This is a genomic window from Maribacter ulvicola (assembly GCF_900155985.1).
In the GTDB taxonomy this organism is placed as follows: domain Bacteria; phylum Bacteroidota; class Bacteroidia; order Flavobacteriales; family Flavobacteriaceae; genus Maribacter; species Maribacter ulvicola.
Genome location: NZ_FTMA01000007.1, coordinates 135,209 through 161,250 on the forward strand (window position 1 = coordinate 135,209; position 26,042 = coordinate 161,250).

Here is a 26,042-nt window from a genome sequence, read left to right on the forward strand (position 1 = left end):
TTGATGAAAAACTATATAAAACTATTTTTAGGGGTATTTGCCATAACCATAATAAGTTGCGAAGATGTTATCGATGTTGATGTACAGACAGATACTATTCGTTTGGTAGTAGAAGCGTCATTAGATTGGGAAAAAGGAACTACCGGTAATGATCAGAGTATTACTTTACGTACTTCTACGCCATTTTTTAACACTCAGAATACAGCTGTTATCGGTGCAGAAGTTAAGGTTACCAACGATACTACAGGAGAAGTATACCTTTTTATCGATCAAAATAATGGTACATATACCACAAGTACCTTTGAGCCGCAAGTAGAAGTAACCTATACCTTAGAGATTATCTATGATGGGCAACGCTATATCGCCCAAGATACCATGAACGCGGTACCTGATATTACCCAGGTGTACCAAGATACAGAAGATGGTTTTGATGATGAAATCATTGAGGTACATGTTGTTTTCAATGATTTTGAAGAAGAAGGTGATAGTTATCTTTTTAAGTATAAAAGGGCACAAGATCTTTTACCCTCATTTGATGTAATTGATGATGATTTCATTAATGGGAACGAGGTAGATAGAAGTTATGAAATTGATGATGATGAAGATTCTGATATAAAAGCTTTGGCACCGGGCGATGTGGTTAATATTACCATGCACAGTATTTCTAGACCATACTATAATTATATGGATATTGTTATTGATCAAATGGGTGGAGTGGGTATTTTTTCAGCTACACCGGTAGACGTAAAAGGAAATTGTATTAATACAACAAATGCAGATAATTACGCTTATGGGTATTTTAGGGTTACTCAGAAGAATTCAGTAACCTATACGGTAGAGTAGCGGGTTTTAAAGGTTTTATAAAAAAGCCAAGTCCTGAAGTTTATTTGGTCTTGGCTTTTTTATATTTTAATGTGGAGAATGCAGTCCCATTTTATTCCCTTCTGAGTCCAAAAATATAGCGTAATACCCACTTTCATCTGCATGGAGTGATTTTGGGACCATTATCTTTCCACCATTCTGCGACACCTTATCAAGAATCGTTTGAAGATTGTCACCTCCATTGAGATAAATAGTTACTCCTTTTGCTGAAGGTATATACCCTTCAGCTTTCATGATAACACCCGTTATCATTTGGTCTTTATATGGAAATACACCTAATTGCATCTCTGGGAATTTCACTTTTTCTATTTGAATGTTCAAAATTGCTTGGTAAAATTTGATTGCTCTTGAAATGTTAGTTGCTGGAATTTCAAAAATTGAAATAAAACTTTTCATATGGTTCATGTTTTGTGTGTTATTTAAATTTAATAGTGTATCCTTACTATTGGTGTGATCTTGATTTTTACAGTTTAAAATGCAGAAGAAAAATAAAACCGTTAAGTATAGCATTATTTTTTTCATGTGTTCTGTTGATATATAAAGAACAAAGATGAAGTATTAACTAGGTATAAAATTGTATAAATGCGACACGCTAATTATTTGTAGAAAAGTGATGAAAGTGCCATATTTTCATTCCCTAAAAATTCCTTTGGGTTTATTCCCGTAAATTCTTTAAAATCTTTAGTAAAATGGGCCTGGTCAAAATATTGACTTTCGTAGGCAACCTTGGTAAGGTTATCTCTTTTTTTGTTCAACAACAGTTTTAATGCAGTTTGGAGCCGTATTACTTTACCTAATTGTTTTGGACTAACACCAATTTGCTTTTTAAAGTTTCTTTCTAATTGTCTTCTTTTAGATAAATTTTCTTTAAGAATTGTAGTTATGGAATTAGATCCATTAGATGAAAACAGCGCATCAACAGTCTGTTTTACGATAACATCAATGGTAGATTTATCTTTCAGTTTCTGTAAAAGAAAGTTTTCCATGATTTCTATTCGTTGTCTACTGTCTTTTGCTTTTATTATGTTTTGTTCCAATTCTTTTGCACTATTTTTTTCGAACAAGAACTGTAGCGGTGTTTCTTTATTTACCAAATCTTTAATAGGCATAGTAACAAAATTGGCAAAACCATAAGGGTAAAACCTAATTGCAAATGTGTTTACATAACCTGTGGGTTCTATAAAAAACGGTTCAATAGTTTGCCCAAGTACCATGGCACGTGGTTGCAGTATAAATTTATCTTGAGAAGTATAGCGCTTTATATCATCTCCAAGAATAAAAGCCATTTCAATGCAGCCATCAGGTATAATTCGCTGTTTTTCTGAACTAGCCTTTTTAGGAATTTCCAAAGTCCAATAACAACTTACAAGAGACTCTAAATCTGAATGTGGAAGAAATGTTTGGTAGTTCATTGGTTAATTAATGAGGGTATAACGGTTTTATAATGGAAAACTAAGGCAAAGTTCACTGTTAGTTACGGAAATTAGCAGATTTTATCATTAGAGACTTTCAATATTCTTTATAAGTATAAAGTACTAGTTTCAGTAGTATACCCATTATTTATCAAACGTTTTATTCAAATGAAACTTACCAAAATAAAGCAGATATGGGCATTACCAAAGCTATATAAGTACGCTCTGATCAACAAAGACCATATTAAAAGCGCATGGCTAGCAGTAACAAAATGCAAGGGTAAGCTGTTTTAGGACTACTCTTAAACTATATTTATTTTCTGCCTTTTTTTAAAAAATGGTTTTCCTTATAATTTTATAGAGGTTCTATAAATTTTGCTCAGTCCGTTTTTGTTTTCTCGAATATATTTTTTGAAATCTGATATACTTTTAAACTTTTTAGGTGTAATATTTTGCCTCTTACTTGTAAAATATAATATTTGATTTTTCTCATCATAGAAGGGGCAGTATTCCATAAATTTGGTGTTTACAGGTGTGCCTAAATTTGTTGATTTTCCCCATTCTCCGTTTAAATCTTTTTTTGAAATATATAAATCACCACTTCCTTGACCATCTTCCTGTGCATACTTTGTGTACAGTATAAAGTCCTCTTTCTTGGAAATAAATGCATTAAATTCATACCCATCACTATTTATATTTTCACCTAAAAGAACAGGGGCTAAGTACTTTCCATCTTCCCATTTACAAAAATAAATATCATCTTTTCCAAAACCACCTGGAGCGTCCATTGTAAAATATAGGTTATTGTTATCACTAATAGTGGGGTAAAATTCGTCTAAATCTGAATTAATGGGTTTTCCTATATTTTTACATTCAGACCATTTTTCATTTTTATTATCTCTATCAATGTACCAAATATCAAAATCCTTTTTTTTATCAAGTGAATCGTCCAAAGGCCTATCGGAAACAAAATATAATCGATTTCCATCCTTTGATAAAAAAGGTTCTAAGTACATATATGAGTCAGAAAATGTCAATAATTCTGGCGCTAACCATTGACTATTTTCTTTCCTAATGGTCGCTAATTGGGAAATTTTACCATTAGGGCTTTGTATGGTGAAAAAAGCTTCATCTCCATTGTTTGAAATACAAAAATCCCGAACATTATAGAATTGATCAAGTAATTTATTAAAATGAAAAATGTCATTTTCATTTTGAGCCGACAATACATTTGAAATTAAAATTAACGTGCTTAGTAAAAAAGTTTTTATCATAATTACATTTTTTTGATTGTTGTTTAACGACTTTTTAGGACAAATGCTAAACATTAAGGTTTACACCATATTAATTTTTAATCTTATTACCCGTTTCTAAGGGACTTTTACCATAGAAATCTAAAAATAAATTTCTATTATATATACTGCAAATACCGTTTTTTCTTTTTTGAATACTTACATGTTTTTCCATTAATGAAGCGGTGACATTCGCCCAAAAATATAATTACTTTCTATAGGAGCTATTCTGTGTTGTTTTATGAATTTTGCATTATTGTTAAAGTCAGGTATTTTTTAAAGTAAGGCTCTTACCTTTTTGTATAGTCCACTATATGTTCTCATATAATGAACCACTTATACCAAACCTGTACCTACGGTGGCGTAAGAGGTGCAACGTGGGTTTTAGCGTTCACGGTCGCTTATTCCACTGCATATTCATACTATGCTTAAAAGTTTGTATAAATAGCTGGATTTTCCAGTTGAAATTTATCGCTATTCCCAATGAAAATATCTAAGTAGGCTGTATGTGTAGCACCTGCCAAAATAAATATTCTGTCATTTTTGGTTAATTGCAAATCATTAAGATTAGAGTACATCCTTAGATTTCTTTCATAAAATTCTGAAATTACTTTTGCTCCTTCATAATTGTTTTCAGAATGTTGAGTTGCCAAAAAATTATAAAAATTAAAAGTTTTCATTTTTGATTGTTTGGTATTCATTTCTATAAATTGTTCTTTTAGCTTAAGACTATTAAGCTTTTTATAATAGCCCATCATTTTTGTAACAAATAAACTGTCAGTTTTGTTTTGATTTGCTAATTCTATTAAACTTGGATAGTCAAAACCAATCTGGCTATCTATGCCATAAATTCTTTCCGTTTTACTTAGTCTACCAACTTCAAGTCCAATTGAATTTAGTTCATCAGAATAATTAAGTCTATGGGTTTGGTCAACTTTATATTTTTCATAAGTTTCCTTTATATATTGATTGTTTTTGGGTTCTAATTCAAGTAAAATTACTGTTGGTCTGAACTCGGCTATTTTTTTGACCATTTTTTTTAAATCCTCCAGTTCTTTTGGGTCCTTTAAATTTATCATTGAAGAGTTCGCATCTGAAGTATGGCTTAAATGTGCAGTTCCAAAATTCAATACTCGAATTTTATTTGAGTCATTTCTTTCAAGAATGTCTGTTGTTTTTATGTGATCTAAAGATTCGTTAACTTCTGATTTACAAGAAAAAATTAAGCAGATTATTAGTCCAAAAATTATTCTTTTCATTTATTGGCGATGTTTGTTACGTAAGTAAGTCTAAAAAACAATTAATTATACATGATGTGCGTACCCAGATATGGGTATTTTACCTTTTAGCAATATAAGAATTTATTTAGACGGTATAAGTCCTTTATGGATAGGAGGAAAGCCTTCAACCACTAGTAAGTTGCAAGGGTGGTAACCGTAAGTTGACTACGGAGATAGAAAACAGGCTTTGATCTGGTGAGCCACTATGGTTGTGGGAGGGGGCACTCCGTAGTTTGATGGCGGAGACATCCACCGGTTTGGCATACGTTTTTTATTCAAGAGATTCCAGTTCTGTTATTTCATTGTCTTTATAAGTAATACTAAGGAAACCTTCTTGTTGGTTGTTTATGGGTTCTAGAGTTACCTCAAATTCTAATTTTTTATGATTTGAATATATGGGAGAGATCATTCCTACATAAAATTCGCTTTTCCAATTATTATAATTATTGTTTAAGTTTAATTTTTTTGATCGTATTTTATGTTCAATAGTTTGGATATGTTTAGTCTCCCATCCATTCATCAACTCAACAATACCATTAATTTGTGCTGAATTAGGTTCAGAATTATTACCATCCAAAAACAGAGAAGTTTTTTCATGTTTTTTGTCAAGTTTAATTTCCCCATACCAGGAATAAGTTTTGGTTTTGTTATTCCCTTTTATCCGTTGACTAGTTAAGTCTCCTAATATGGGATGATTTATAGTCTTTTTTTTACCAAGTAATATATCAAGTATATTCATTTTTCCAATGTTTCCTCACGGTTAGACCTATGCACAGTATGAGAGTAAAGTAGTATCTGATTTCCGCCAAGCACATAGCGAAATCTTTTGGTTTTGAATTATTTTATCTATCCAAAGCAAAATCCCAAAGATTTTTCGGACTTCATAAATATACACAAACCATTCGTTTAAACCCTAAACCCATATTGTTTATAGGTATTATGAGTGCCCAGCATAGGCATGCTTTTGTTTGTTGCAAAGTAAATAATTAATCAAGAGGTTGCACGTCCCTAATGGGCAGGGGTAAGGTCTAGATATATTAGTAAGTTGCAAAGGAGGTAACCGCAAGGTACCATCTATTGGAAGCGAGACTACAAAACACGGCACTTACGCACAAGAACCATATAGAGAGGCATATTTACTTGGATAAACAAGTTCACTTCGGCAAACTCAGTGCATTGCATCATTTGGTATTTTAAAACACTATTAGGTAAATGTGAAAGCAGTAAATCTGGCAGAACAGGAGTTACGGAAAGCTGTATAGGACTCACCCGTGGAGTAGGATGGAACGCAGTCCTTCTGAAAATTAAAATGGGAGCATTGATGTTGTTAATAGGGTGACCTATTCTCAAGTAAATCCATTGCCTATTCATACGCGTATGGAATGTTCCAATAGGTGTAAAGAGCAATTGAAAGGAAGGATTACGAACCGCCAAATATCTGTCGGTTCCAGTCAGGCGTGCGAGACCCGTATGTACGGTGGTGAGCGGGGTGCACTCCGTCATTTGACGGCGGAGCCATTTATTCCATTGTAAGCAGTTTTTATTTCAAATTTCCATTTTTGCATACTTATTTAGAAAACAGGTAAAGTCCTAGTGGCAGAATAGTTTCAATTTTGCAGTATGAATAAAATATCAAACTTCGGAATTTTCACCTTGCTATTTGTGAGCAGTTTAACCATAATGGTGGGTACGGTAATTGCACCATCACTTTCAGGAATTGTAAAACATTTAGATTTTGGCTTTGCACCAAGTTGGTTAATAACGCTTCCTTCTCTTGGTGTTGTGGTATTCGCCCCAATAATTGGGCGTTTAGTAAACAAGTTAGGACCGCTCAAATTATTACTTTTAGGTTTGGTTCCCTATTCCATATTAGGTATTGTAGGTGCATTTATAGCTAATGATTATTTGTTGATCGCAGACCGGTTTTTACTAGGTGCAGCCACGGTTGCCATTCAAGTATCTGTCACCATATATATTGCAGAATTTTTTACAGGTGAAGCAAGAATGAAAATGATTGCCTGGCAAGGGATGGCCATTGAAATGGGTGGCGTTGTTTTTCTCGCTATTGGCGGTATTTTAGGAGAAATGAACTGGCAGTTTCCTTTTTACATTTACCTTGTTGCCTTACTATGTTTAGTATTGGTTTTAAAAACCTTGCCTAAACCAGAGCCTAAAACACAAGAAGAGGGCAATATCTCAAAGCAAAAAACTAATAGTAAATTTAAGGTTCAACTTATTTTTTATGCCTCCTTATTTTCTATGATGTTGTTCTTTGTGGGCTTTGTTACGTTACCCTTATATCTGCCAGAAACGTTTGGTTTTAGCGAATCGCAAACAGGTTATTTCATGGCTTCTATTTCTGTTATAGCAATTATTACCGCAAGTCAAATGCCTAAAGTCGTTAAAACACTAAGCGATGGTAAAACGGTCGCACTTGGTTTTCTGTTTTTTATGCTTGGCTATTTGGTTTTAGCACTTGCCGGGAGTGTTCCATTTTTAGTATTAGTGGCTATATTTACAGGAATTGGTTTTGGCTTTACTATTCCTTTATTAAACCATATGACGATTGAAGCCAGTACTTTACAGAATCAAGGTAAAAATTTAGGATTGTATTCTATGGGTGTTTTTGGTGGACAGTTTTTATCTACTTTTATTGAATATATTTCTAATAATTACGCGGTTGTATATGGTGTTTCTGCTGTTTTGGCATTGGTAATTGCTAGCGTCTTTTTAGGGTTGTTTCGAAAGTTTGCTAAAAATTAAATTTGATAAATTTCTACTTACATTTGAACAAGACTTTAAATGTAAATGAACAAACCGGATTGGAATACTAAAATTCAAATTATTCATAAGTTTGGTGATAGCCCTAAAATGCTTTCAGTTAACTCTATGGGAATCTACTTTGAGTATCATTCAGAAGCCTTACTCATTGTTCATTTTAAGCCTTTAAACGAAGATTTTAAGTGTAAGGTATTCCATGAAAATATAGGAGTTTTAATAAATTTTGAACGTGACCTTATTGATGAAGACGATATTGAATATGCTTTAGATGTGCTGTCTATATTTAATAAATATCCAGAATTTCATATTCGTAAAACCCATCAAACTAATAAAATACAGCAGCTTATTAGTTTGCTTAAAGATGAGTTTTTCCATGAAAAAGCTTCATATATTATGCTTAAAACGCTGCTTAAACTGTTGTTGCTTCATTTAATTCGTTTTCAAAGCGATGAATTATTAGAGCAAGATTTGAATCAAAAAAGAGTATTTCAATTTTTAGAATTAATGGAAACTAATTTTATAAAAGAAACAAGTACCGATTATTATGCCAAGCAAATAGGGATAAGTAGTAAGCGATTGAACCAAATTTTAAAAGAAAAACTAAGCCTCACTGCAAAACAAATTATTCAGCAACGCCAAATTACAGAATCTAAACGTATGCTTGTAAAAGGAGACATTACCACAAAAGAATTGGCATACTGTTTAGGGTTTGATTCCTTAAGTAGTTTTTCTAGGTTTTTCAAGAAAAAGACAGGTATCAGCCCATCCGGTTTCAAGACTCAAAACTAGTTTCAATAAATTATTAAGTTCAGCTTTTTGTCAAAATAGTTGCTAATGGTTTTATACCCTAGAGCTATTACAATTAGAGAAGAACCGAAAGTAATTCTCTTTAAAATTCGCATAGGAGCACACGTTGTAGCCTATGCCTAAATTAGAAGATGGTGCCAACGGAGGAAAGAGCCTTGGTTTAATGATTTATGAATTGCCGTATACGAGACCCGTACGTACGGTGATGTGAGAGCTGCACCGTGGGCTTTAACGCTAACGGCCGTCTACTCGATTAAGTGCTTTTATCTCTTATAAACCAACTAGACTTTTAGACATAGAGATTTATTTTTCTTCTTTCTGATATCCAGACTCTAGAAAGCTCACAATTTCATCTTCCCATTTTTCATTATTATTTCTAAAATCAATAAGACCTTCTATATCTTGAAGTTCAAATAATTGTCCCAACTCCTTTAATTCAGCCTCACTCTTACTATAGAGAAATGATCTAAAAATGTGACCAAGCAACCCTTTGTATGAGTTTGAGAGTACTTCATAGTCATTTGGTCCATCTTCATATGCCCACGAAATGTATAGGTTTTCATTTTCAAGATACCCAGTCAATTCATGCCCATTATTTTCCCAAAGAGGAACCAGTTGATCTGATTTACAAAACCCATCTGGATGCTCAGAAAGAATTTCATACATTTTTCTTGGAGAACCAAATTTAGAACCAATTATATCTGGTGCTTTATCATACCAAATTAAAGAAAATATTTTTGGTAAATTTAAATTATCTAGTCGATTCATAATTATTAATAGTTTGGCAATTAGCGGTTTAGATGTGAGCAGTACGGAAGTAAAATAGCGTTTGCTTTCCACCTCGCTCAAAGCAAAATCTTTTGGTTTTATTTTTTTCTTGTCCAAAGCGAAATCCATAAGATTTCGCGACTTCATAAATATATACCGATTTTGGCGATGAAACCTTAAGCCTGTATTGTTTAAAGGTTGTGTATGCCCCGTAGGGGTCTCTTTTCCTTTTAGCAATATAATGATTTATTTAGAGGGTGCAAGTCCCTTATGGGCAGGGGTAACGCCTAGTACCATTAGTAAGTCGCATGAGCGGTAGCCGCAAGGTTACATATAATGAAAGCGAGATTACAAAACTCGGTTCTTACGTAAAGGAACCATATAGAGCGGCGTATTTACTTGGGTAAACAAGCACACTTGGGCAAGCTCATTGCATTGTATCCTTGGGAAGTCCGTCATTCAATGGCGGAGCCATCCACTTAATTGGCAGTAGTTATATTTTTTTTCTTTCTTGATTTGGGGTAAGTGAAGTATTCTTTTTGTAATAATTAATAAAGTTAGAGGTATCATTAAACCCCAATTCAAAAGCTATTGTATCAATGGTTTTTGAAGTATTTTTCAAATGAGTTTTGGCTTCCAACAAGATGTAATCGGTTAAAATACTTTTAGCTGTTTTACCTGTGGTTGCTTTTATGCATTCCGAAAGGTAAACAGGACTAATGTGAAGTTGTTTAGCATAAAAACTAATCTTTTGGTTTTTTTGTTCAGAGTGTTTAATCAGATTTTCAAATTTATAAGTAATCTCTGCTTTTCTTGAATTGTTTAGTGGACTAATATTTAAGTGCTCATTTAATTTTCTTTTGGTTTCGAACAATACCATAGTTAGTAACGACTTAATAATTTCAATAGAATCGGAATTTATATTTTGAAATTCATTATAAATCCTCTCCATGTAATCAAGGTACATTTTGCTAACTTCTTTTCTTGTGTAGTAAACAGAAAAGATAGTCATATTGAAAAATGGAAAACGCTTGATTATATGATACTCAGAAGGAGAAAAATCTAAAAATTTAGAAGTGAATAAAATTATAAATGTGTCATCCACTTCAGTTTCTTCAGTAGAATCCACATTCATAGTTTGCCCTGGTGATAAAAAAAGAAGATGCTCCTTATCCAGTTCTATTTTTTTTCTATCTATATCTATATGTGTTCTTTTAGATTTGGAAAATGTTATTTCAAAGAATCCTTTTGATTTAAAGCTTAATTTTTTTGGTATCTCATGTAGATGCTTCTCGAATTTTAAGATATGGAAATCCTCATGCTTTTGGTAAACATCCAAATGCATATGTTGCAGCAATTCTTTAATGTTTTCTATTTCGGGTGTTGTATGCTGCATTACATCAAAATTACCTAATTATTTACAGTTTTAACCTAATTTATAACATTAAAACACATCTAAAAGCCTTGTAATTTTGCATTGTAATATTTTAAACAATAAAAATGAACAAAGTAGTTATAATATTTTTAGTGTGTTTTGGAGTATCAATAAACCTTTATTCACAGCAAGCAGAAGAAAATCAATCACTGCATTCGACTCCTGTTCCAATTCAAGTTACTGTTGGCAACCAGTCAAGTTTATATCAAATGATTTTTAGTAAGCAATTTGGAAATAATAATCAATATACTTTTTTCAATTTGTCAGAGTACGAATTGAGCTATGAGTCTGAAACTCCAGAAAATTATCTCATTCAATCAATATTTTTTTATAACATCAATCAGAATTTTAGTTTAGGAACTGGTGCCAATTTAAAAGCTCATGGCGGCTTTAAGCCATTAATTGCTGGAGCATATAGTTTTTTTAATCGAAATTTTGATGTCGTGATACAACCAAGTATTGAATTGGAAAAAGATGGTGTTGGCGAAGTTTTTGTATTGCTTGAATGGCACCCAATGAAAAATAAGAAAGTTAATCCTTTTGTAAGTATTCAAGGATTAACCTCATATAAGGCTGAAAATGGAAATCACGATTTTAGCTACGCCTATTTAAAGATAGGTGCTCAGCTTGGGTCCTTTATCGTTGGTCCCGCAGTAAACTTCTCAGAAGCGGGTAAAGGTTTGAATTCTCAAAGTAATGTGAACGTAGGAGGGTTTTTAAGAATAACCATATAAAATGACACGTATGGAAATAAATAAAATTGTGTACGCACTCATTTCTACTGCCTCAATAACTCTTGTAATGGCGATTTTGGTGTCTTTTGTTGTAATGATAGTGAATATGGGGTTTGTATATGATTTTCTAATTAGAGGTATTAAAGGTGTTGGTGTTGCATTTGTAGTAGCCTTACCTTTTTCAATGATAACTATTTCTTTAATAGAAAAACGCTTAAATAAATTGGTGAAGATCAAATAATCGTTAGCCATAAACTAAATAATAATAAAACTTATAATTATGAAAAAAATTGATGTTGTAACAAGAATGTTCTTAGGGATTGGAATTTTGTTTTTTGGAATGAATGGATTTTTCCATTGGTTTACACCTCCACAAGGACCTGAAGCTGAAGTAAAATTCTTATATTCTTTATATATGGCAGGTTATGTATTTCCAATAGTAAATACTATTCTTATAGTTTCAGGTGTATCATTACTTACTAATAAATTCGTTTCCGTTGGATTGATAATCCTAGCTCCAATAATGTTGAATATAGTGTTGATTCATCTGGCGTTTAACCCTAAAGGGGCACTTTTAGGTGGTATTTTCTTTGTTTTTATGGCAATTCTATACTTTACTAGATGGAAAAGTTTCTCTCCTCTCTTTAAGTAATTTAGATTTTTTAATTAATACCATAGGTTTAGCTATGCGCGGTGTCCCGCAGGGCATTGCGTATAGCATTTATGTAAAAGCAGCATGTCTTTTATCTTTTAAGGATACTAAAACAAAAGATTTGAAAACAAAACATACTGCAAGACTTAAGTTATTCATTGGTATCGATATTCACAAACGTAGTCGGAAGATTTATTGTTAGATCAATATTACCGGTGGTAAGGCATTTTCCATGTCCTCATCTCCCGAGGTGAACTTACTATATTAAATTGGGCATAATGAGTAGCAGAAGTGGGTATTATAATTGGCTTAAATCTAGTTCATCCATGAGAAGGCGTTGCAATAAGCCGCTATCCGTTGAAAAACAACCATTTTTCGAAGATACTTTTGCGGGTTATGTAACTCCTTGACTAACAAAGGAACTGTTCAGTAGAGGATATTCTGTTTCAAGACCAAGGGTAATAAGGCTTATGAGAGCTAATGGGTTATTCGTTAGAAAGAAGAGAAAGTGTATACCTACCACGAATGCTAAACATAATTATCCCATAGCGCCCAATTTACTCAGTAAAGAATTTGATGTAGAAAAGGAAAATCAAGTAAAGGTTTCGGTTATAACCTATATAGATACGAAACAATATTGGGTGTATTTAACGGTAGTTATTGTTTTGTTCCATCCAAAAAATAATTGGCTGGTCTATGAGAGGTAATTTAAGTTTACAACCTGCCATAATCCTAGCTTGGAATATGGCTATTACATCAAATCACATTACCAAAAAACTTATCTTTTATTCAGATAGCGGTTTACAATGGGCTAGTTACAGGTTTAGTTGTATCCTAAAGAGTTATAATAGATTAGAAAACAAAGCATAAGTAGAAAAAGAAGTTGTTGGGGTAATGCAGTAGCAGAATCTTTCTTAAAGAGCTTTGAAGTTGGATGGGGCTATAAACATAACTATCAACTTAGGTCGTCTGGGATTATAGAAGAATTTGTTTGTTATTTATCTCAGTTCTTTGTTGGCAACTGGCTACTTGATATGCTTATTCCCTTTATTATCTACAAAGCCAACCATTATTTCGCCATCAGGACCTCGTTTTTTAAATTTTGCTAAATTGAATTCAAACGGTTGTAAATCTAAATATTGAGTTTGTGTAATATTATAATAGCCATAAAGTTTATTTCTCATTACTTTTATTGGATTTTTACTTAAGTCTATGGAATCAAAATATTGTATTCCATATTGGTTTGATAAGATTCCAAAATAAGTGCCAAAATCTATTACAACATCTTCTTTTTCTAGAAAATTTGCATCAAATGTTAACTCTCGTTTTTTATTTAAAAAATAAATATCTTTCACTTTTTCAATGCTTACAGCGTCTATTATTTTATAATCATTGAAACTATAATTTGTGAATCCAACCGCTTTTTTTATCAAAAAATATTTTTCATTTTCTTCTATTCTAAAACCATAAGTGTTAACATTTCCACAGATCTCGGAAAATTCCTTTTGTATAGGTGGTGCTTTTTGGAGTTTATTTAACCCTAAATCATAATATGCTATCTCTTTGCTTTTGTTTAGTACTTGAAAGCCATTGTTTATTTGTGAGATATGCTCAATATCTTGTAATAAAATCTTGCCGTTTTCATCGCTGACTTTTAGTTTTCTATGTGATATCTTTTCAACTTTATACTGTTTCCCTTGATTAAAAAGATTCCAAGAGTCCTTTACAGGTAATGATTTATTATATTTATTTATTGTTTTAGTGCTTATTTTTCTAGGTAGTTTAATATTAATTATTGAGCCTTTCGAGTGTAATTCTTCCTCGCTCCAAAACCACTCGTTTATATTTGAAATCATAGCTATAGAAGCTGTACCTATTATTTTGTTTTCCAATTCATCATATAAATGTATTTTTCCTCCCTTATCGCCAAAATTAGAAAAGGCAATATCTAGATTAAAATATTTGTTTCTCGATGCGTAAATACTATACTGGCCATCTGGACTATGCCTCCTATAATATTCTCCTTCTGTTTGATTGCTAAACCAATATAAAGCAATAAGTGTGCAGGTTAGAATTCCTAATAGGATTTTAATAGGTAGTTTCATTTTTATACTCATAAATTTCTAAAGAACTGATTTTAGTTCTCGGTTTGTCTTTTATATTTTTTAAAGTTAGAATTGTTATAAATTTCTCCCTCACATTTACATATCCATCGCTTTTTTCTGAACGTAGTTTATTTTGATTTGTAGCTATATCTTTTAACCCATTAAAAAAGGATTTTACTGATTTGTTATTCAAATTATCTGTTCCAATATAGAACGCGTATTCACCCTCTTTACCTAACCCATCTTCTACAAACATTTCAAATGACTTCAATTTATTATTCGCTTCAATTTTTTTTATATAATCTATTATAGGTTTTTTAGAGGGCGTTCCGCAACAAATACTTGAATAATCAATACCTATATAATTTTCATTCGTTTGTGAAAAAGTAAGTATTGGAACAAATCCTAAAGCAACAATTAACACCTTGAATATTCGTTTCATTTTTTCTTAATTATCTAGCAAGGTTAGCTTGTAGTTTTAAATTACAGCCAAAGTCTCGGCTTTTTTGTTTGATTTATAGCTTGAATATATTATTAATTATATAAATAAGTAGAGAGATTTAGCTAGATACAAGTTGCTTGATATCTTTTCATAAATGAACTACTCTTCTTAAGCTCCTACTTTTATAAAAGTAGGAGTTTGTATACAAACAAAATCAAAAAGTACCTAAAATTCGAGAACAAACGCCCGAAAAGCGGGGCGGGGAAGCTTGCCCTGCCATTATTTGTAAAAATCATGGTTTATTACGTGAAAAGCCTTTCTCCAATACACATGAAATTTAGGTTCAGCTTTTAACATGGCATAAAAAAAGCCCCTTAAAGAGGCTTATATCAATAGTGATTTTCTCTAATTATAGGCTTGTGCAACGGTTACCGGTGTTGTAACCAGTTATTTTCTTTTAATAATATATAACCCTTGGCTTTTACTTTCGTTTTGATTTGTAGGGAACGAATACCGAATAAAAGAAAGTTTAGTTTTTGTATTGAATTTCTCAGGGATAGTATAATGATTTAAATAGGAATCTGATTTGAAAAACTTAAATGGATATTTTAATGCCTTTTCTTTAAATCGTATATATTCATTTTCTTTTTTTAATTTGTAATAACCAATTCCTTGAAATTGTGCGATGATTGGTGTGTATCTGTACGTTTCGGATAGTACTGTTTTTTCAAATGAAATTTTTTCAATTTTATTATTCAAATAATTTAACTCTTTTTCAGGGTAATTAAAGTTTTCTAATTCTACATTTGGATACTTTTTATCAATACTTGAGCCTGAATGAGACATCCAATCTGAATAAGTGTTTGATTTTTGGTCTTTTAGAAAAATTAATTTACTAAATTTTGCAGGATAATTTTCAAAAGTTCTTTCAGTAATATTATCACCTTCTAAATAATGATTATCAGAGATATGTAGCGATACCCAACCTTCATTAATTTTAAAATAAATCAAGTCATTATTACTATAAATTACGGTAGAGGCATTATAATAATACTCTTCAAATATTGATATCCATTTTGTTTCTAATTTTTCTGTAGCGGGATTTATTTTTTTAAAGAAAGTTTCTATTTCTAATTCGTTTTTTGAAAAATCACATATTGTACTATCTGTAAATACATAATGTGTTTTATATGGTAATTCACCTGATGGGTGAGGAATGTTGATTAACAAATTTCCTTCAGCACTAAGTTTCATTTTATTATAGCCATCATTTACAATAAAATAATTATTTATAGAATCATAAGTAACATACAAATATGTCTTGTCTGAAATTTTATCTATAACGAAGTTTTTAGAGTTAACTTTTTCACTTAAATATTTGTATTCACTCTTTTTACAAACAAAACTAGGTAATAAATTAGTATTTGAACATTGTTGAACAAAGAAGAAAAGAAGTCCAATTATTAAGAGTATGAATTTTTTATATTTTTTCATTATAAATCCTTTATTAATAGATGTTTCAGAGATTTTTTAATCAAATTTTTTATAAAATTCTCTAAAGATTTGACGTTATCACTAGGAATTAATCTCGGTTTTCCGTGATGTAGTGAATTGGTTACAACGGTTTAGCTAAGCGTAGTGCGGTTTTAAGGAAACTTTTCGTTTCCGTCTTAGCACGAAGCTAAAGCTTATTGTTTAGTTTTATTTTTTCTTATCCAAAGCTAAATCCATAAGATTTGGCGACTTTATAAATATACACAGACCTTTCGGTTTTTCCCTAAAGTCCGCATTACGTTTAGGTTTTGTTAGCTGCTGTACTTTTTTTAGCCTAAATTGTATTTAAGTCCGTCCTCAAAGTATTTAGAATCAATTCCAATATGATTTAATAAGCATGATATAATGATTGCTCTATTTTGCCTAGTTAATTCTGAAAGCTCTTTACCCTTGAGTGCTTTTTTCTTTTTCCTAATGTCATAATGAGTGTAGTAATTACGGTTTTCAGTTGTTATTCGAGCGAATTTATTAACTTTAGGTACATTCTGTTTAATAAAATCATTTGAATGTTTTTCAACCAATTCTTCGATTCTAATTTTTAAATTAGGTTCGTTACCTATTAGTCGTTGTTTAAGCCAATTTAAGTCCTGCTCTTCAAGCTTTACTTGAGTTAGGATATTAGTAACTAGTTGTTCAAATTCATCTTTTGGTATTCGGTCATTATTAAAATGAATTCTATGATAACTTTCAAGAGCTCTTGTTGTATCTATAAATTTATCATTGGTAAACCTGTATTTGTCTTTAAAATGGTTTAGAATTAAGAATATTACTTCCTCTGTATCCTCGTAAAGATTATACCAATTTTCAATTATTTTTGGGAATTTGGTTGAGATATCCTCAAAACTAACGAGATGTTCACCTTTATTTCTAAGCCTATGCCTTTTACTGTAACTAGTGTGATTATAGAAGCATTTGATATACTTGTTTCTTTCTAAAGAAATGGCGTTTCTTTTATATTCATCATCACTTAATACAATGCTTTGTGGGTAACTTTGTTCGAAAGTAACAAGAGTAAAAAAGCCAATTACTTTTGAAATATCACTCAATATTAATTCATAATGTTCACTGTTAGAATAATCCAGAGTTATATATGCCGCTTCTTTCAATTCTATGGAATTATAAGGACCATTGGTTGTAATAGGTCCATCAAAAGTAATTTTACCTTCGCAATTTTCTCCTAATTTGAATTCAATTTTGGGTAATTCATCATATTCAATTTCATATGATTTAGATTGATTTTTTATATTAACCTCTAATCCAGTAAGGTTTAACCATTGGAATAAATTAAAAACTCTGAATATTACTTTTGAAAATTTTATTTCTGAAGATTCTATGAAATGATGACCTTCAAGTATTATTGAAGGGGTATATTTTCCAATAATTATTCCATTATGACTTGTTTTCGTACTCCTGTACCAGCTGTTGATTAAGGTTATATCTCCATTAGTAGTTTTACCTAGAATAATTTTCTGTTCTTCACGGTCAAAAAAAGGTTGATTAAATGTTCCGAACAATTCTAAACTTGTTCCTTGTTCAATATCGAATTTAAGAGTGCCATTAATCCAATTTTCATCGTTCGGCAATTTCCATTCTCCTTTATGTTCAAATTTTGAGGTCATCTTAGTATTGCACATAACAATTGTATATGTACACAATTACACATATTCCGAAATAATCAGAAATATGTGTAATGTATTTTTCCATGCATACTAATATACCATTAAAGAATAAACCTACAATTAATTGCTCACACTACATTACGGGAAACCATAATCACAAAAAATGTTTTAATCTAAGTCAGAAATGACTAATATTCATCAACAACCAGTCTGATTTTAATACGTTAAACGTGCTATGAATCCGTTAAAATATAAACGGCAATCGTAATTATATTGTATTGGAAAAATTAATTTTAAAAAGCTAAAAGGAGTTATTTGGTAACGTTGCCCCAGTTCATAGGATTGTGAAAAATAAATACGATCGGACTCGCACAGGCGAACAAGGTCATGCGCCTGTCCGCAATCGCCTATAATCTCAAGAAGTACCTAAAATTCGAGAACAAACGCCCGAAAAGCGGGGCGGAGAAGCTTGCCCTGCCATTATTTGTAAAAATCATGGTTTATTACGTGAAAAGCCTTTCTCCAATGCTCCTAAAATTTAGGTCCAGCTTTTATCATGGTATAAAAAAAGCCCCGTAAAGAGGCTTATATCAATAGTGATTATTTCTAATTATAGTCTTGTGCAACGGTTACCGGTGTTGCCAACAGTATTTTTATTTAATAATATATTGTCGTTTCAGATTTTGGAAATTTTAATACCGTATTTCCAGGATAAAAACCATTCATTGTGGGTAAAGTTTCCAATTTCCTAATCATTTCTTCGTGCTCTATTTTTGAGTTTTCAACTTCACAATCTTCGGTTTCCTTTTCGTAAATTATTTTTCCGTTTGACAGATTGTAGTCAAAAGTGAAGAAATAATCACAAGGCGAACCAAAATGCACAGTTGCTCCGATTAATTGAAATTCTTCGCTTTGAAATCTAAACCTATGAGTATAATTCCATTTTTGACGACTTCCGCCAAAATGATTAATAACTATACAATTTCGTTCAATTGATATTCCCTCAAAAGGGTCTCCCATCATTCCTCCGTGTTGACTTGGTAATATTGCTCCAACTGATTCTTTCCACAGTTCCCATTTATTATCTTTTTTTTTATAAATAAATATTTGTCTTTCAGTTCCAAAATCAGTCACTTTTTCTGTATCGTAAACTAGAACTTTTTCAGATATTCCATCATTGTCTAAATCGCCTTCTGTTTCGTCAATAATTTTAAACGATTTTGGTGTTTTAATTAGTTCAGATTGTTTGTTTTCCTGACCTCTACAAGACAGAAAAGACATAATTAGTATAACAAAAATGTATGTAGATGTTCGTTTTTTCATATTGTTGGCAACCCTTATTATTTTTATACTTTGTGTGTGCTGACTATTTTGTTTTTAAATTCTTCAATTTTAATTCTGAGAGGCTTGATAGCGTCATGTTTTCTCCAATCTCTTTTGCTTTTAGATGCACTTTTCTTTTTGGCGTTTTTACTAAAATACCAACTGAATCAATTTTGTACTCTACATTCTTGTTAATAAAAGTCAAAGTGTTTTTATTTTTATGATATATAAATTCATCTCTGTAGAGTAATTCTATTTTACTGTCTTTATCTGTAAATACGTAAAATAAATAATCTTCAAAAGCAAAAGCTCGAAACACACTCATCTTCTTTCCATTTTCAAAGTTCATGGAATACACTTCAATAATATCAACTTCTTCAGCTAGGTAACTGTATTTCATCTCTACTAAAGTATCATTTATTATATTTTTCTCTACATAGTCTTCAGTAAGACCATCTGGACTAAATTCTCGTTCAATTATTTTTATTAGGATAGGTTTATTTTCTTCAACTTTAAATTTTGAGAATTGATGCCAACAACACCCACTTTTTGTCATGGTATTAATTGTTTCTGATTCATAATCAACTTGGAACATACCACAATACTCCTGAGCTAATCTTGTAAATTCAGGACTATGTTTCAAGTCGTTTCCTGTTTCAAGATATACTTGAAAAGACGGACCGTGATAACAACTATATTGTCCATCCATTACCGCTAAATCTTTTTTACCGTCAAAATTGAAGTCTTGATAAATGATAATACTTTGCTTCCCATAAGGTAGTTCTATAATATCCGTTTCTATGTTTCCATCACTGGTCAATTCAAATGTAAACTCTTCCGATTTTATTGTTATAATGTTCTTATTAATATCATAAATTGAAATTTCTCCTTTCTTGAAAATATCATCTTCTAAACCTTTTTCAATAATCAATTTACCTTTGTATTTTTCAGAAAAACTATTAATCTCGTAAGTAGTTTGACTTAAAATGGAAAAAGAAATTAGACTCAATAGTATTGTCAAAATTTTATTCATATTCTTTTGTTCAGTTTGCACAATTACACATATTCCGAAATATGTGTAATGTTTTTTTCCATGCATACTAATATACCTTTAAAGAATAAACCTACAATTAATTGCCCACACTATATAACGGAAAACCATAATCACAAAAAATGTTTTAATCTAAGTCAGAAATGACCAAAATTCATCAACAACCAGTCTGATTTTAATACGTTAAACGTGCTATGAATCCGTTAAAATATAAACGGCAATCGCAATTATATTGTATTGAAAAAAATAATTTTAAAAAGCGAAGAAATTATTTTGTAACGTAGACCTAGTTCATGGGAATGCTGAAGATACATACGATGGTACTCGCTCAGGCGAACAAGATCATGCACCTGTCCGCAATCGCCTATAATCTCAAGCAGTACCTAAAACTGGAAAACAAACGACCGAAAAGCGGGGCAAGGAAGCTTGCCCTGCCATTATTTGTAAAAATCATGGTTCAATACGTGAAAAGCCTTTCTCCAATGCCCCTGAAATTTAGGTTCAGCTTTTAACATGGCAAAAAAAAGCCCCTTAAAGAGGCTTATATCAATAGTGATTTTCTCTAATTATAGACTTGTGCAAAGGTTACCACTGTTGTAAGCTGTGCTTTTTTAGATTAATATTTTTTTAGACTTTATGATGCCAATTATAAACGCAATAAAAGCTAGTAATGGAGAATTACCTAGCTACCCATTATCTCTTAATTTTATTAGTTAGTATTTCTGAAATAATTCAGAATCAAAGAGATAGTATAAAAACGCTCAGTGTAATGTGGGCGTTTTTATTTATTTAGAAAAAAATAAAGCACTTACAGAAAAATACGCTAAAGATTAATAGCATAAATAGTAATTTTGTTTAATTAGGAGATATGTTACGTTATTTAAAATGCATATATGTAATTTTTTTTACCTGTATTTTACAGGCACAAAATGTAGTTTCGGTAAAAATGTCTAAAGTCTCAAACCTTCCAGATGTTGAGTTTTATGATATTGCAGAAGACTACCAAAACTACATTTGGCTGGCAGCAGATAAAGGTTTATACCGTTACAACGGAAAAAACTACAAACACTTTAGTCATCCTCAACAAAGAGGTAACTCTCTTTTTCAATTAAAATTTGATTCTAAAAACCGACTTTGGTGCAACAATATTTACGGACAATTATTTTATGTTGAAAACGATAGATTAAAGCTATTTCATGATGCTAGTAAATTGGTAAACGGACAATTAGCAAATTTTGAAATACTAGAAAATAGCATACGTTTATTTACTGTTATTGGCATTTTTGATATTAATAAAAAAACAAAGCAAGTAACCGATGTGTTTAAAGGTATGTGTATTTCAAATGCTAAAGATGGTAACAATAACTACACATTTATAATTAATCTTGAAGGTGATTTAGAGCGGCATCGAATATATAAATTCGATAGCAATACAAATACAGAAATACTTGAAATTGCAAGTAGTAATCATATACATTCACCACAAATTTTAGCCTTTAAAAACACTATTTTTTTTACGTACAAAAGTTCTAATGAAAATGTCATTTATAGAATAGATAAAAACAAAAACACATCAAAAAAAGTAGTAACGCCTGCAAGGTTAAAAAATGAAACCATTTATAATGTTTTAAACATTGAAAACAATTATTGGTTTTTAACTAGTTCTGGCGTGTTTGTTTATGGTTTTGAAAATGAAACTTTCACGTTTATAGAACAACTTTTTAAAACAGAATCTATTACCGATGTTCAAGTAGATTTTAATAAAAACTATTGGTTTGCAACTTTAGATAATGGTGTGTTTGTATCGCCAAACTTAAATATTCGTCGTGTTGAATTATCAAATATAGACTCTAAAATCACAGCTTCTGTTGCGTTACAAAACAATCAATTTGTTTTAGGAACCAATGATGGTAAATTATTGTTTTACAATCACAATCAGCTAATAAAGACACTACAATTACCAGGGAAAAAAATCATCGGGAAACTTTTTTTTGATGCGCAAAGCGAAAAGCTAATAGTAAGTATTAATGCTTCAGAATCGTTTGTAGTCAATTTAAAAACTTATAAAATTACCGATGTAAATAACCGATTTTCAGTTGCTAAAACCTTTTCAAAAATTGATGATAATACCATGTTTTATGGTAATTACCGTCAAGGTATTGTATATAAAAATCCGTTTAATCATCCTGAACAACAAATTCTTAAGGAAAGTCGTGTAAAAGCTTCGGTGGTTTCTAATAATCACTTGTTTGTATCGTACATCGACGGACTTTATAAATACAATATCCAAACATTTAATGCAGAAGAAATCACGTTCAATTCTAAAAGTTTACTGGTTAATACACTAACTAAAACTAACGGAACAGTTTGGATTGCAACCCAACATAACGGATTATTAAAATACGAAAATAATACCCTAAAACCTTCAGGAATTAAGCTTACTGAAAATCTTCAAATTAATGCCATTAATGCCGATGGTTTAGTGTTATGGATTTCAACCGATGCTGGATTATTTCAATATCATACAAAAACACATCAGCTTAAATCGTTAAGTGCGCAAGATGGGTTAAATACAGCGGTTAATGATTTTTTAATTCTTCAAAATCAAATTATTGTAAGTCTGCCTAAAGCATTTTATGCGTTGCCAAAATCGGATGCCTTGTTCAAAGCTTTTAAAACAGCAAAGGTTAGGGTAGAAGAAGTAAAAATTAATGATCGTGACACATTAGTTGCAACTAATTACAAACTACCGCACCATTTAAATAAAATTGATATTTCGTTCAACTCAAACGGATTTCAATCTAACCAACACATAAGCTACCAATACCGCGTTAAACAAATAGATACAAGTTGGCAAACCATACCTTTAAACACACATTTTGTTACTTTTAATAGTTTGTCTAATGGCACATATACTTTTGAATTAAAAGCCCAAAATTTGAGTGCAAAACAACCTGTTTTTGCAACACCAATAACCTTTATTATTGCTAAACCATTCTGGGAAACCTATTGGTTTTATGGGTTAGTTATAGCAACAATAATAGGTTTAGTTTGGCTGTATTTTAGATGGCGATTACAGCAAAAAGAAGCGCAACGTATTGCCGAAATTGATAAAATTTTAATCGATAAAAAAATAACGAATTTAAGACTGGAAAATCTACGCTCGCAGATGAATCCGCATTTTATTTTCAATGCTTTAAATTCCATTCAAGATTATATTATTTCCAACGAAAAGGAATTGGCAAGCTCGTATTTAGTGAAGTTTAGCCGTTTAATCCGCATGTATTTAGATTACAGTCAGCAAAATGAAATTACTTTAGAGGAAGAATTAAACGCCTTAAAGCTGTATTTAGAATTAGAAAAAGTACGTTTTGAAGATGAATTGGAATACAAGATTACTATCGATAATCAGTTAAAAACAAAACAGATAAAAGTACCATCGTTATTCATTCAACCCTATGTTGAAAATGCTTTAAAACACGGATTACTACACAAATTAAACGACCGAAAATTACATATTGAAGCGAAAATTATTCAGCAAAACAAATTGCAAATTACTGTTGAAGATAACGGAATTGGTCGCGCACAATCAGAAAAATTAAAGAGACCAAAGCAACAGCACAAACCGTTTGCAACTAAAGCTAACGAAGAACGTGTGCATCTTTATAAAAACAAATTAAAACGTGATATAACCATAACTACCAACGATTTGTATGACGAAAATGACGTAGCTGCAGGTACAAAAGTGGTTATCACCATGCCAATACATTAAGATATGGAAGCGATAATTATAGACGACGAAAAACGCGCAAGACATTTACTATCAAACTTGCTAACCGAACATTGTGCAAGTATTACTAGCATTGAAGAAGCGCAAGATTTAGCATCTGGTGTAGGTTTGATTAAAACCAGTAAACCTGATGTTGTTTTTTTAGATATTGAAATGCCAAACCAATCAGGATTAGATATTTTAGAATACTTCCCAAATCAGATAGATTTTAAAATCATCTTCGTGACGGCATATAATCGATATGCAATTGAAGCTTTCAAACTGTCGGCTGTAGATTATTTGTTAAAACCAGTTGACACCAACGAGTTAAAAGAAGCTGTTGCAAAAGCTGAAGAAGGGATAAAAGCCAATAATTTAAACGATCAATTAAATAAGTTGCGCGACTCGTTAAAGCAGCTCTCAATAGATAAAATTGCTTTAGAAATACCAAAAGGCATCATGTTTGCATCACATAATGATATCGTGTATTTTGAAGCCGATGGAATGTACACTAACGTACAACTTATGGATGGTAAACAAAAAGTTATTTGCAAGCCATTAAAACATTTTGTTGAGCAATTAGAACGCAACGCAATGTTTTTTAAATGTCATCGATCGTATTTAATCAACCTAAAATATGTAGACGAATTGGTAAAAGATGATGGCGATTATTTGCTAATGAACAATCAAAAACGCATCCCAATTTCAAAATCTAAACGCGATCAGTTTTTAGAAGTGATTAAGGAAACCTTTATGTGATTTATTTGAAATTTTTGAAATTCCTTCAGAAAAAAAATCATCATTTTCAGAAAAAACCAAGTTAAGAATAGTAGTTAAGTGTTTTATTTTGAAGTCTATTAAACACAATTCTTATGAAAAAAATAGTTCTATTATTGGTTTTAGCATTATGCTACAACGTCTCGCATGCACAATTTGGAAAAATGCTAAAAAAGAAAGCCAAAGCAGCAGTAGAGAAGAAGTTAGATAAAAAAGAAACGAGTAATTCATCTTCAAAATCTGAAAACGCTTCAGGAATGGTTGGCAGTTCTTCAACATCAAATCAAGAAGCATCAAAAACAGAATATACCGATGAAGAGTTTAAGGCAGAATTGGCCAAAAAATATCCAAACGATCAAGCGAAGCAAGATTTATACTATCAAAAATATCTTGAGAAAAAGAAAGAAGAAGCCGAAGCTAATAATCCTAAAGCGGCTAATTCAGTAAGCGATGCGTTTTTATACATGTCGTATTCTTTTGCAATGACCAAAGGGATGAGTGCCGTTGGTGTAGATCGTGTAAAATTAAGACGTCAAACGACAGACATGGGCGATAATGTAGATTTATTGCCTGCACAAGATCCAGATTATGCATGGTTACGTTTTTTAACAACACCAGAATTAGTGGCTATGTCACCAGAAGGTTATGTTGGTTACGAGTTGGTTTCAGGAATGTTTACAACCAAAGTTGGTGCAGACCGATCGCAAACTTTAGAGCTTGGTACAGGTATGCCAATTTTAGTAAGAGGAATGTTAATTGCAGACGATGTATTTGTTATTTATGCTGCATCGCACCAAGGCGGACACGCATTTAATGTACCATCATATATGCACGAAAAAGATATTACCATTCTAAACGTGATTGGTAAAGGCGAACAACAATTCCATTTAGAGTGGTTAGAAAAAGCAAAACCAATTGTAAAAGAATTTGAAGCAACGCTAAAAGCAAATTACGATGCAGCTGCAAAATCAACCATGGATGCTATAAAAATGCCAAAAGCAGGAGCAATGAATAGTAATACATCATTAGTAAGCTTTGCTAAACAAAATGTGTCTAAAACTATTGAAAAAGATGGTGCTAAACTTTTAAAATTGAACATAGAATCTAACGACTGGAGTATTGTAAAAAACAAATACACAGGTCATGTTTTATACCGTTGGATAAAAGGTGCATTCACAGAAAAAAATAAAAATAACGACTGCTATTTACAAGGTTTTTTAATCAAGCAACAGTACAACGGAAGTGGTTATGGTAGTTCTGAGTTTGGAGGTGTTATCCACGGACAAATGCCTTATGGTCAGAAAATGAACTGTGAAAATACCAATTAAAATATAGGTGCAATCTAAATTTAATAAGTTG

General features: G+C 31.4%; 23 protein-coding genes. 10 read left to right on the top strand and 13 right to left on the bottom strand.

Annotated features, from left to right (window positions below):
* Positions 1 to 3: 3 nt before the first annotated feature.
* A complete protein-coding gene (locus tag BW936_RS15915; RefSeq protein ID WP_076550192.1) occupies positions 4 to 843 on the top strand; it encodes a DUF4249 family protein in 840 nt (279 codons plus the stop codon).
* A 66-nt stretch (positions 844 to 909) separates the two neighbouring features.
* On the opposite strand, the gene BW936_RS15920 is transcribed toward BW936_RS15915, so the two are convergent.
* From BW936_RS15920 to BW936_RS15940, 5 genes are all read right to left on the bottom strand, one after another.
* A complete protein-coding gene (locus BW936_RS15920; protein WP_244156245.1) occupies positions 910 to 1,287 on the bottom strand; it encodes a VOC family protein in 378 nt (125 codons plus the stop codon).
* A gap of 191 nt (positions 1,288 to 1,478) precedes the next feature.
* Positions 1,479 to 2,294: an AraC family transcriptional regulator gene (locus BW936_RS15925; protein WP_076550055.1), complete on the bottom strand. Its 816-nt coding sequence runs from the start codon at positions 2,292 to 2,294 to the stop codon at positions 1,479 to 1,481.
* A 347-nt stretch (positions 2,295 to 2,641) separates the two neighbouring features.
* Positions 2,642 to 3,568: a TolB family protein gene (locus BW936_RS15930; protein WP_076550195.1), complete on the bottom strand. Its 927-nt coding sequence runs from the start codon at positions 3,566 to 3,568 to the stop codon at positions 2,642 to 2,644.
* A 446-nt stretch (positions 3,569 to 4,014) separates the two neighbouring features.
* Positions 4,015 to 4,845 (bottom strand): DUF5694 domain-containing protein, encoded by an 831-nt coding sequence (locus tag BW936_RS15935; protein ID WP_076550058.1) that lies wholly within the window; start codon positions 4,843 to 4,845, stop codon positions 4,015 to 4,017.
* Between the two features lie 292 nt (positions 4,846 to 5,137).
* Positions 5,138 to 5,605 (bottom strand): hypothetical protein, encoded by a 468-nt coding sequence (locus BW936_RS15940; RefSeq protein WP_076550060.1) that lies wholly within the window; start codon positions 5,603 to 5,605, stop codon positions 5,138 to 5,140.
* A gap of 881 nt (positions 5,606 to 6,486) precedes the next feature.
* Between BW936_RS15940 and BW936_RS15945 the strand changes: the two genes are divergently transcribed.
* On the top strand, positions 6,487 to 7,629 hold the full coding sequence (locus tag BW936_RS15945; RefSeq protein ID WP_076550062.1) for an MFS transporter: 1,143 nt from the start codon (positions 6,487 to 6,489) through the stop codon (positions 7,627 to 7,629).
* A 45-nt stretch (positions 7,630 to 7,674) separates the two neighbouring features.
* Positions 7,675 to 8,436, top strand: a complete 762-nt coding sequence (locus BW936_RS15950; RefSeq protein WP_076550065.1) for a helix-turn-helix domain-containing protein — start codon at positions 7,675 to 7,677, stop codon at positions 8,434 to 8,436.
* A gap of 321 nt (positions 8,437 to 8,757) precedes the next feature.
* On the opposite strand, the gene BW936_RS15955 is transcribed toward BW936_RS15950, so the two are convergent.
* Together BW936_RS15955 and BW936_RS15960 are read right to left on the bottom strand one after the other, a co-directional pair.
* Entirely contained in the window at positions 8,758 to 9,369 is a 612-nt protein-coding gene (locus tag BW936_RS15955; protein WP_143744192.1) for a hypothetical protein, read from the bottom strand.
* A gap of 346 nt (positions 9,370 to 9,715) precedes the next feature.
* On the bottom strand, positions 9,716 to 10,618 hold the full coding sequence (locus tag BW936_RS15960) for a helix-turn-helix domain-containing protein (RefSeq protein WP_076550070.1): 903 nt from the start codon (positions 10,616 to 10,618) through the stop codon (positions 9,716 to 9,718).
* A gap of 104 nt (positions 10,619 to 10,722) precedes the next feature.
* Between BW936_RS15960 and BW936_RS15965 the strand changes: the two genes are divergently transcribed.
* The 3 genes from BW936_RS15965 to BW936_RS15975 all read left to right on the top strand — a co-directional run bounded on the left by BW936_RS15965 (position 10,723) and on the right by BW936_RS15975 (position 12,043).
* Positions 10,723 to 11,391: a hypothetical protein gene (locus tag BW936_RS15965; protein ID WP_076550073.1), complete on the top strand. Its 669-nt coding sequence runs from the start codon at positions 10,723 to 10,725 to the stop codon at positions 11,389 to 11,391.
* 106 nt (positions 11,392 to 11,497) lie between these two features.
* A complete protein-coding gene (locus BW936_RS20185; RefSeq protein ID WP_394333593.1) occupies positions 11,498 to 11,632 on the top strand; it encodes a hypothetical protein in 135 nt (44 codons plus the stop codon).
* A gap of 39 nt (positions 11,633 to 11,671) precedes the next feature.
* Positions 11,672 to 12,043: a hypothetical protein gene (locus BW936_RS15975; protein WP_076550079.1), complete on the top strand. Its 372-nt coding sequence runs from the start codon at positions 11,672 to 11,674 to the stop codon at positions 12,041 to 12,043.
* 1,025 nt (positions 12,044 to 13,068) lie between these two features.
* On the opposite strand, the gene BW936_RS15985 is transcribed toward BW936_RS15975, so the two are convergent.
* The 6 genes from BW936_RS15985 to BW936_RS16015 all read right to left on the bottom strand — a co-directional run bounded on the left by BW936_RS15985 (position 13,069) and on the right by BW936_RS16015 (position 20,119).
* Positions 13,069 to 14,148, bottom strand: coding sequence for a hypothetical protein (locus BW936_RS15985; RefSeq protein ID WP_143744193.1), 1,080 nt, complete (start codon positions 14,146 to 14,148; stop codon positions 13,069 to 13,071).
* Complete coding sequence (locus BW936_RS15990) at positions 14,132 to 14,590, bottom strand: hypothetical protein (RefSeq protein ID WP_076550087.1); 459 nt, start codon at positions 14,588 to 14,590, stop codon at positions 14,132 to 14,134. Before BW936_RS15990 ends, BW936_RS15985 begins: the two co-directional genes overlap by 17 nt.
* A gap of 447 nt (positions 14,591 to 15,037) precedes the next feature.
* Positions 15,038 to 16,084, bottom strand: a complete 1,047-nt coding sequence (locus tag BW936_RS15995) for a hypothetical protein (protein WP_076550089.1) — start codon at positions 16,082 to 16,084, stop codon at positions 15,038 to 15,040.
* Between the two features lie 329 nt (positions 16,085 to 16,413).
* Positions 16,414 to 17,763: an ApeA N-terminal domain 1-containing protein gene (locus tag BW936_RS16000; RefSeq protein ID WP_076550092.1), complete on the bottom strand. Its 1,350-nt coding sequence runs from the start codon at positions 17,761 to 17,763 to the stop codon at positions 16,414 to 16,416.
* Between the two features lie 657 nt (positions 17,764 to 18,420).
* Positions 18,421 to 19,086: a hypothetical protein gene (locus BW936_RS16010; protein WP_076550094.1), complete on the bottom strand. Its 666-nt coding sequence runs from the start codon at positions 19,084 to 19,086 to the stop codon at positions 18,421 to 18,423.
* Positions 19,087 to 19,129: 43 nt separating this feature from the next.
* A complete protein-coding gene (locus tag BW936_RS16015; protein ID WP_143744194.1) occupies positions 19,130 to 20,119 on the bottom strand; it encodes an XAC2610-related protein in 990 nt (329 codons plus the stop codon).
* 654 nt (positions 20,120 to 20,773) lie between these two features.
* Here BW936_RS16015 and BW936_RS19510 point away from each other — a divergent pair.
* The 4 genes from BW936_RS19510 (at position 20,774) to BW936_RS16035 (ending at position 26,011) form a co-directional block, all read left to right on the top strand.
* Complete coding sequence (locus tag BW936_RS19510; RefSeq protein WP_317042901.1) at positions 20,774 to 20,854, top strand: hypothetical protein; 81 nt, start codon at positions 20,774 to 20,776, stop codon at positions 20,852 to 20,854.
* A 229-nt stretch (positions 20,855 to 21,083) separates the two neighbouring features.
* Positions 21,084 to 23,909, top strand: a complete 2,826-nt coding sequence (locus tag BW936_RS16025) for a sensor histidine kinase (RefSeq protein WP_244156247.1) — start codon at positions 21,084 to 21,086, stop codon at positions 23,907 to 23,909.
* Between the two features lie 3 nt (positions 23,910 to 23,912).
* Complete coding sequence (locus tag BW936_RS16030) at positions 23,913 to 24,665, top strand: LytR/AlgR family response regulator transcription factor (RefSeq protein ID WP_076550103.1); 753 nt, start codon at positions 23,913 to 23,915, stop codon at positions 24,663 to 24,665.
* A 113-nt stretch (positions 24,666 to 24,778) separates the two neighbouring features.
* Entirely contained in the window at positions 24,779 to 26,011 is a 1,233-nt protein-coding gene (locus BW936_RS16035; RefSeq protein WP_076550105.1) for a hypothetical protein, read from the top strand.
* Positions 26,012 to 26,042 lie beyond the last annotated feature (31 nt).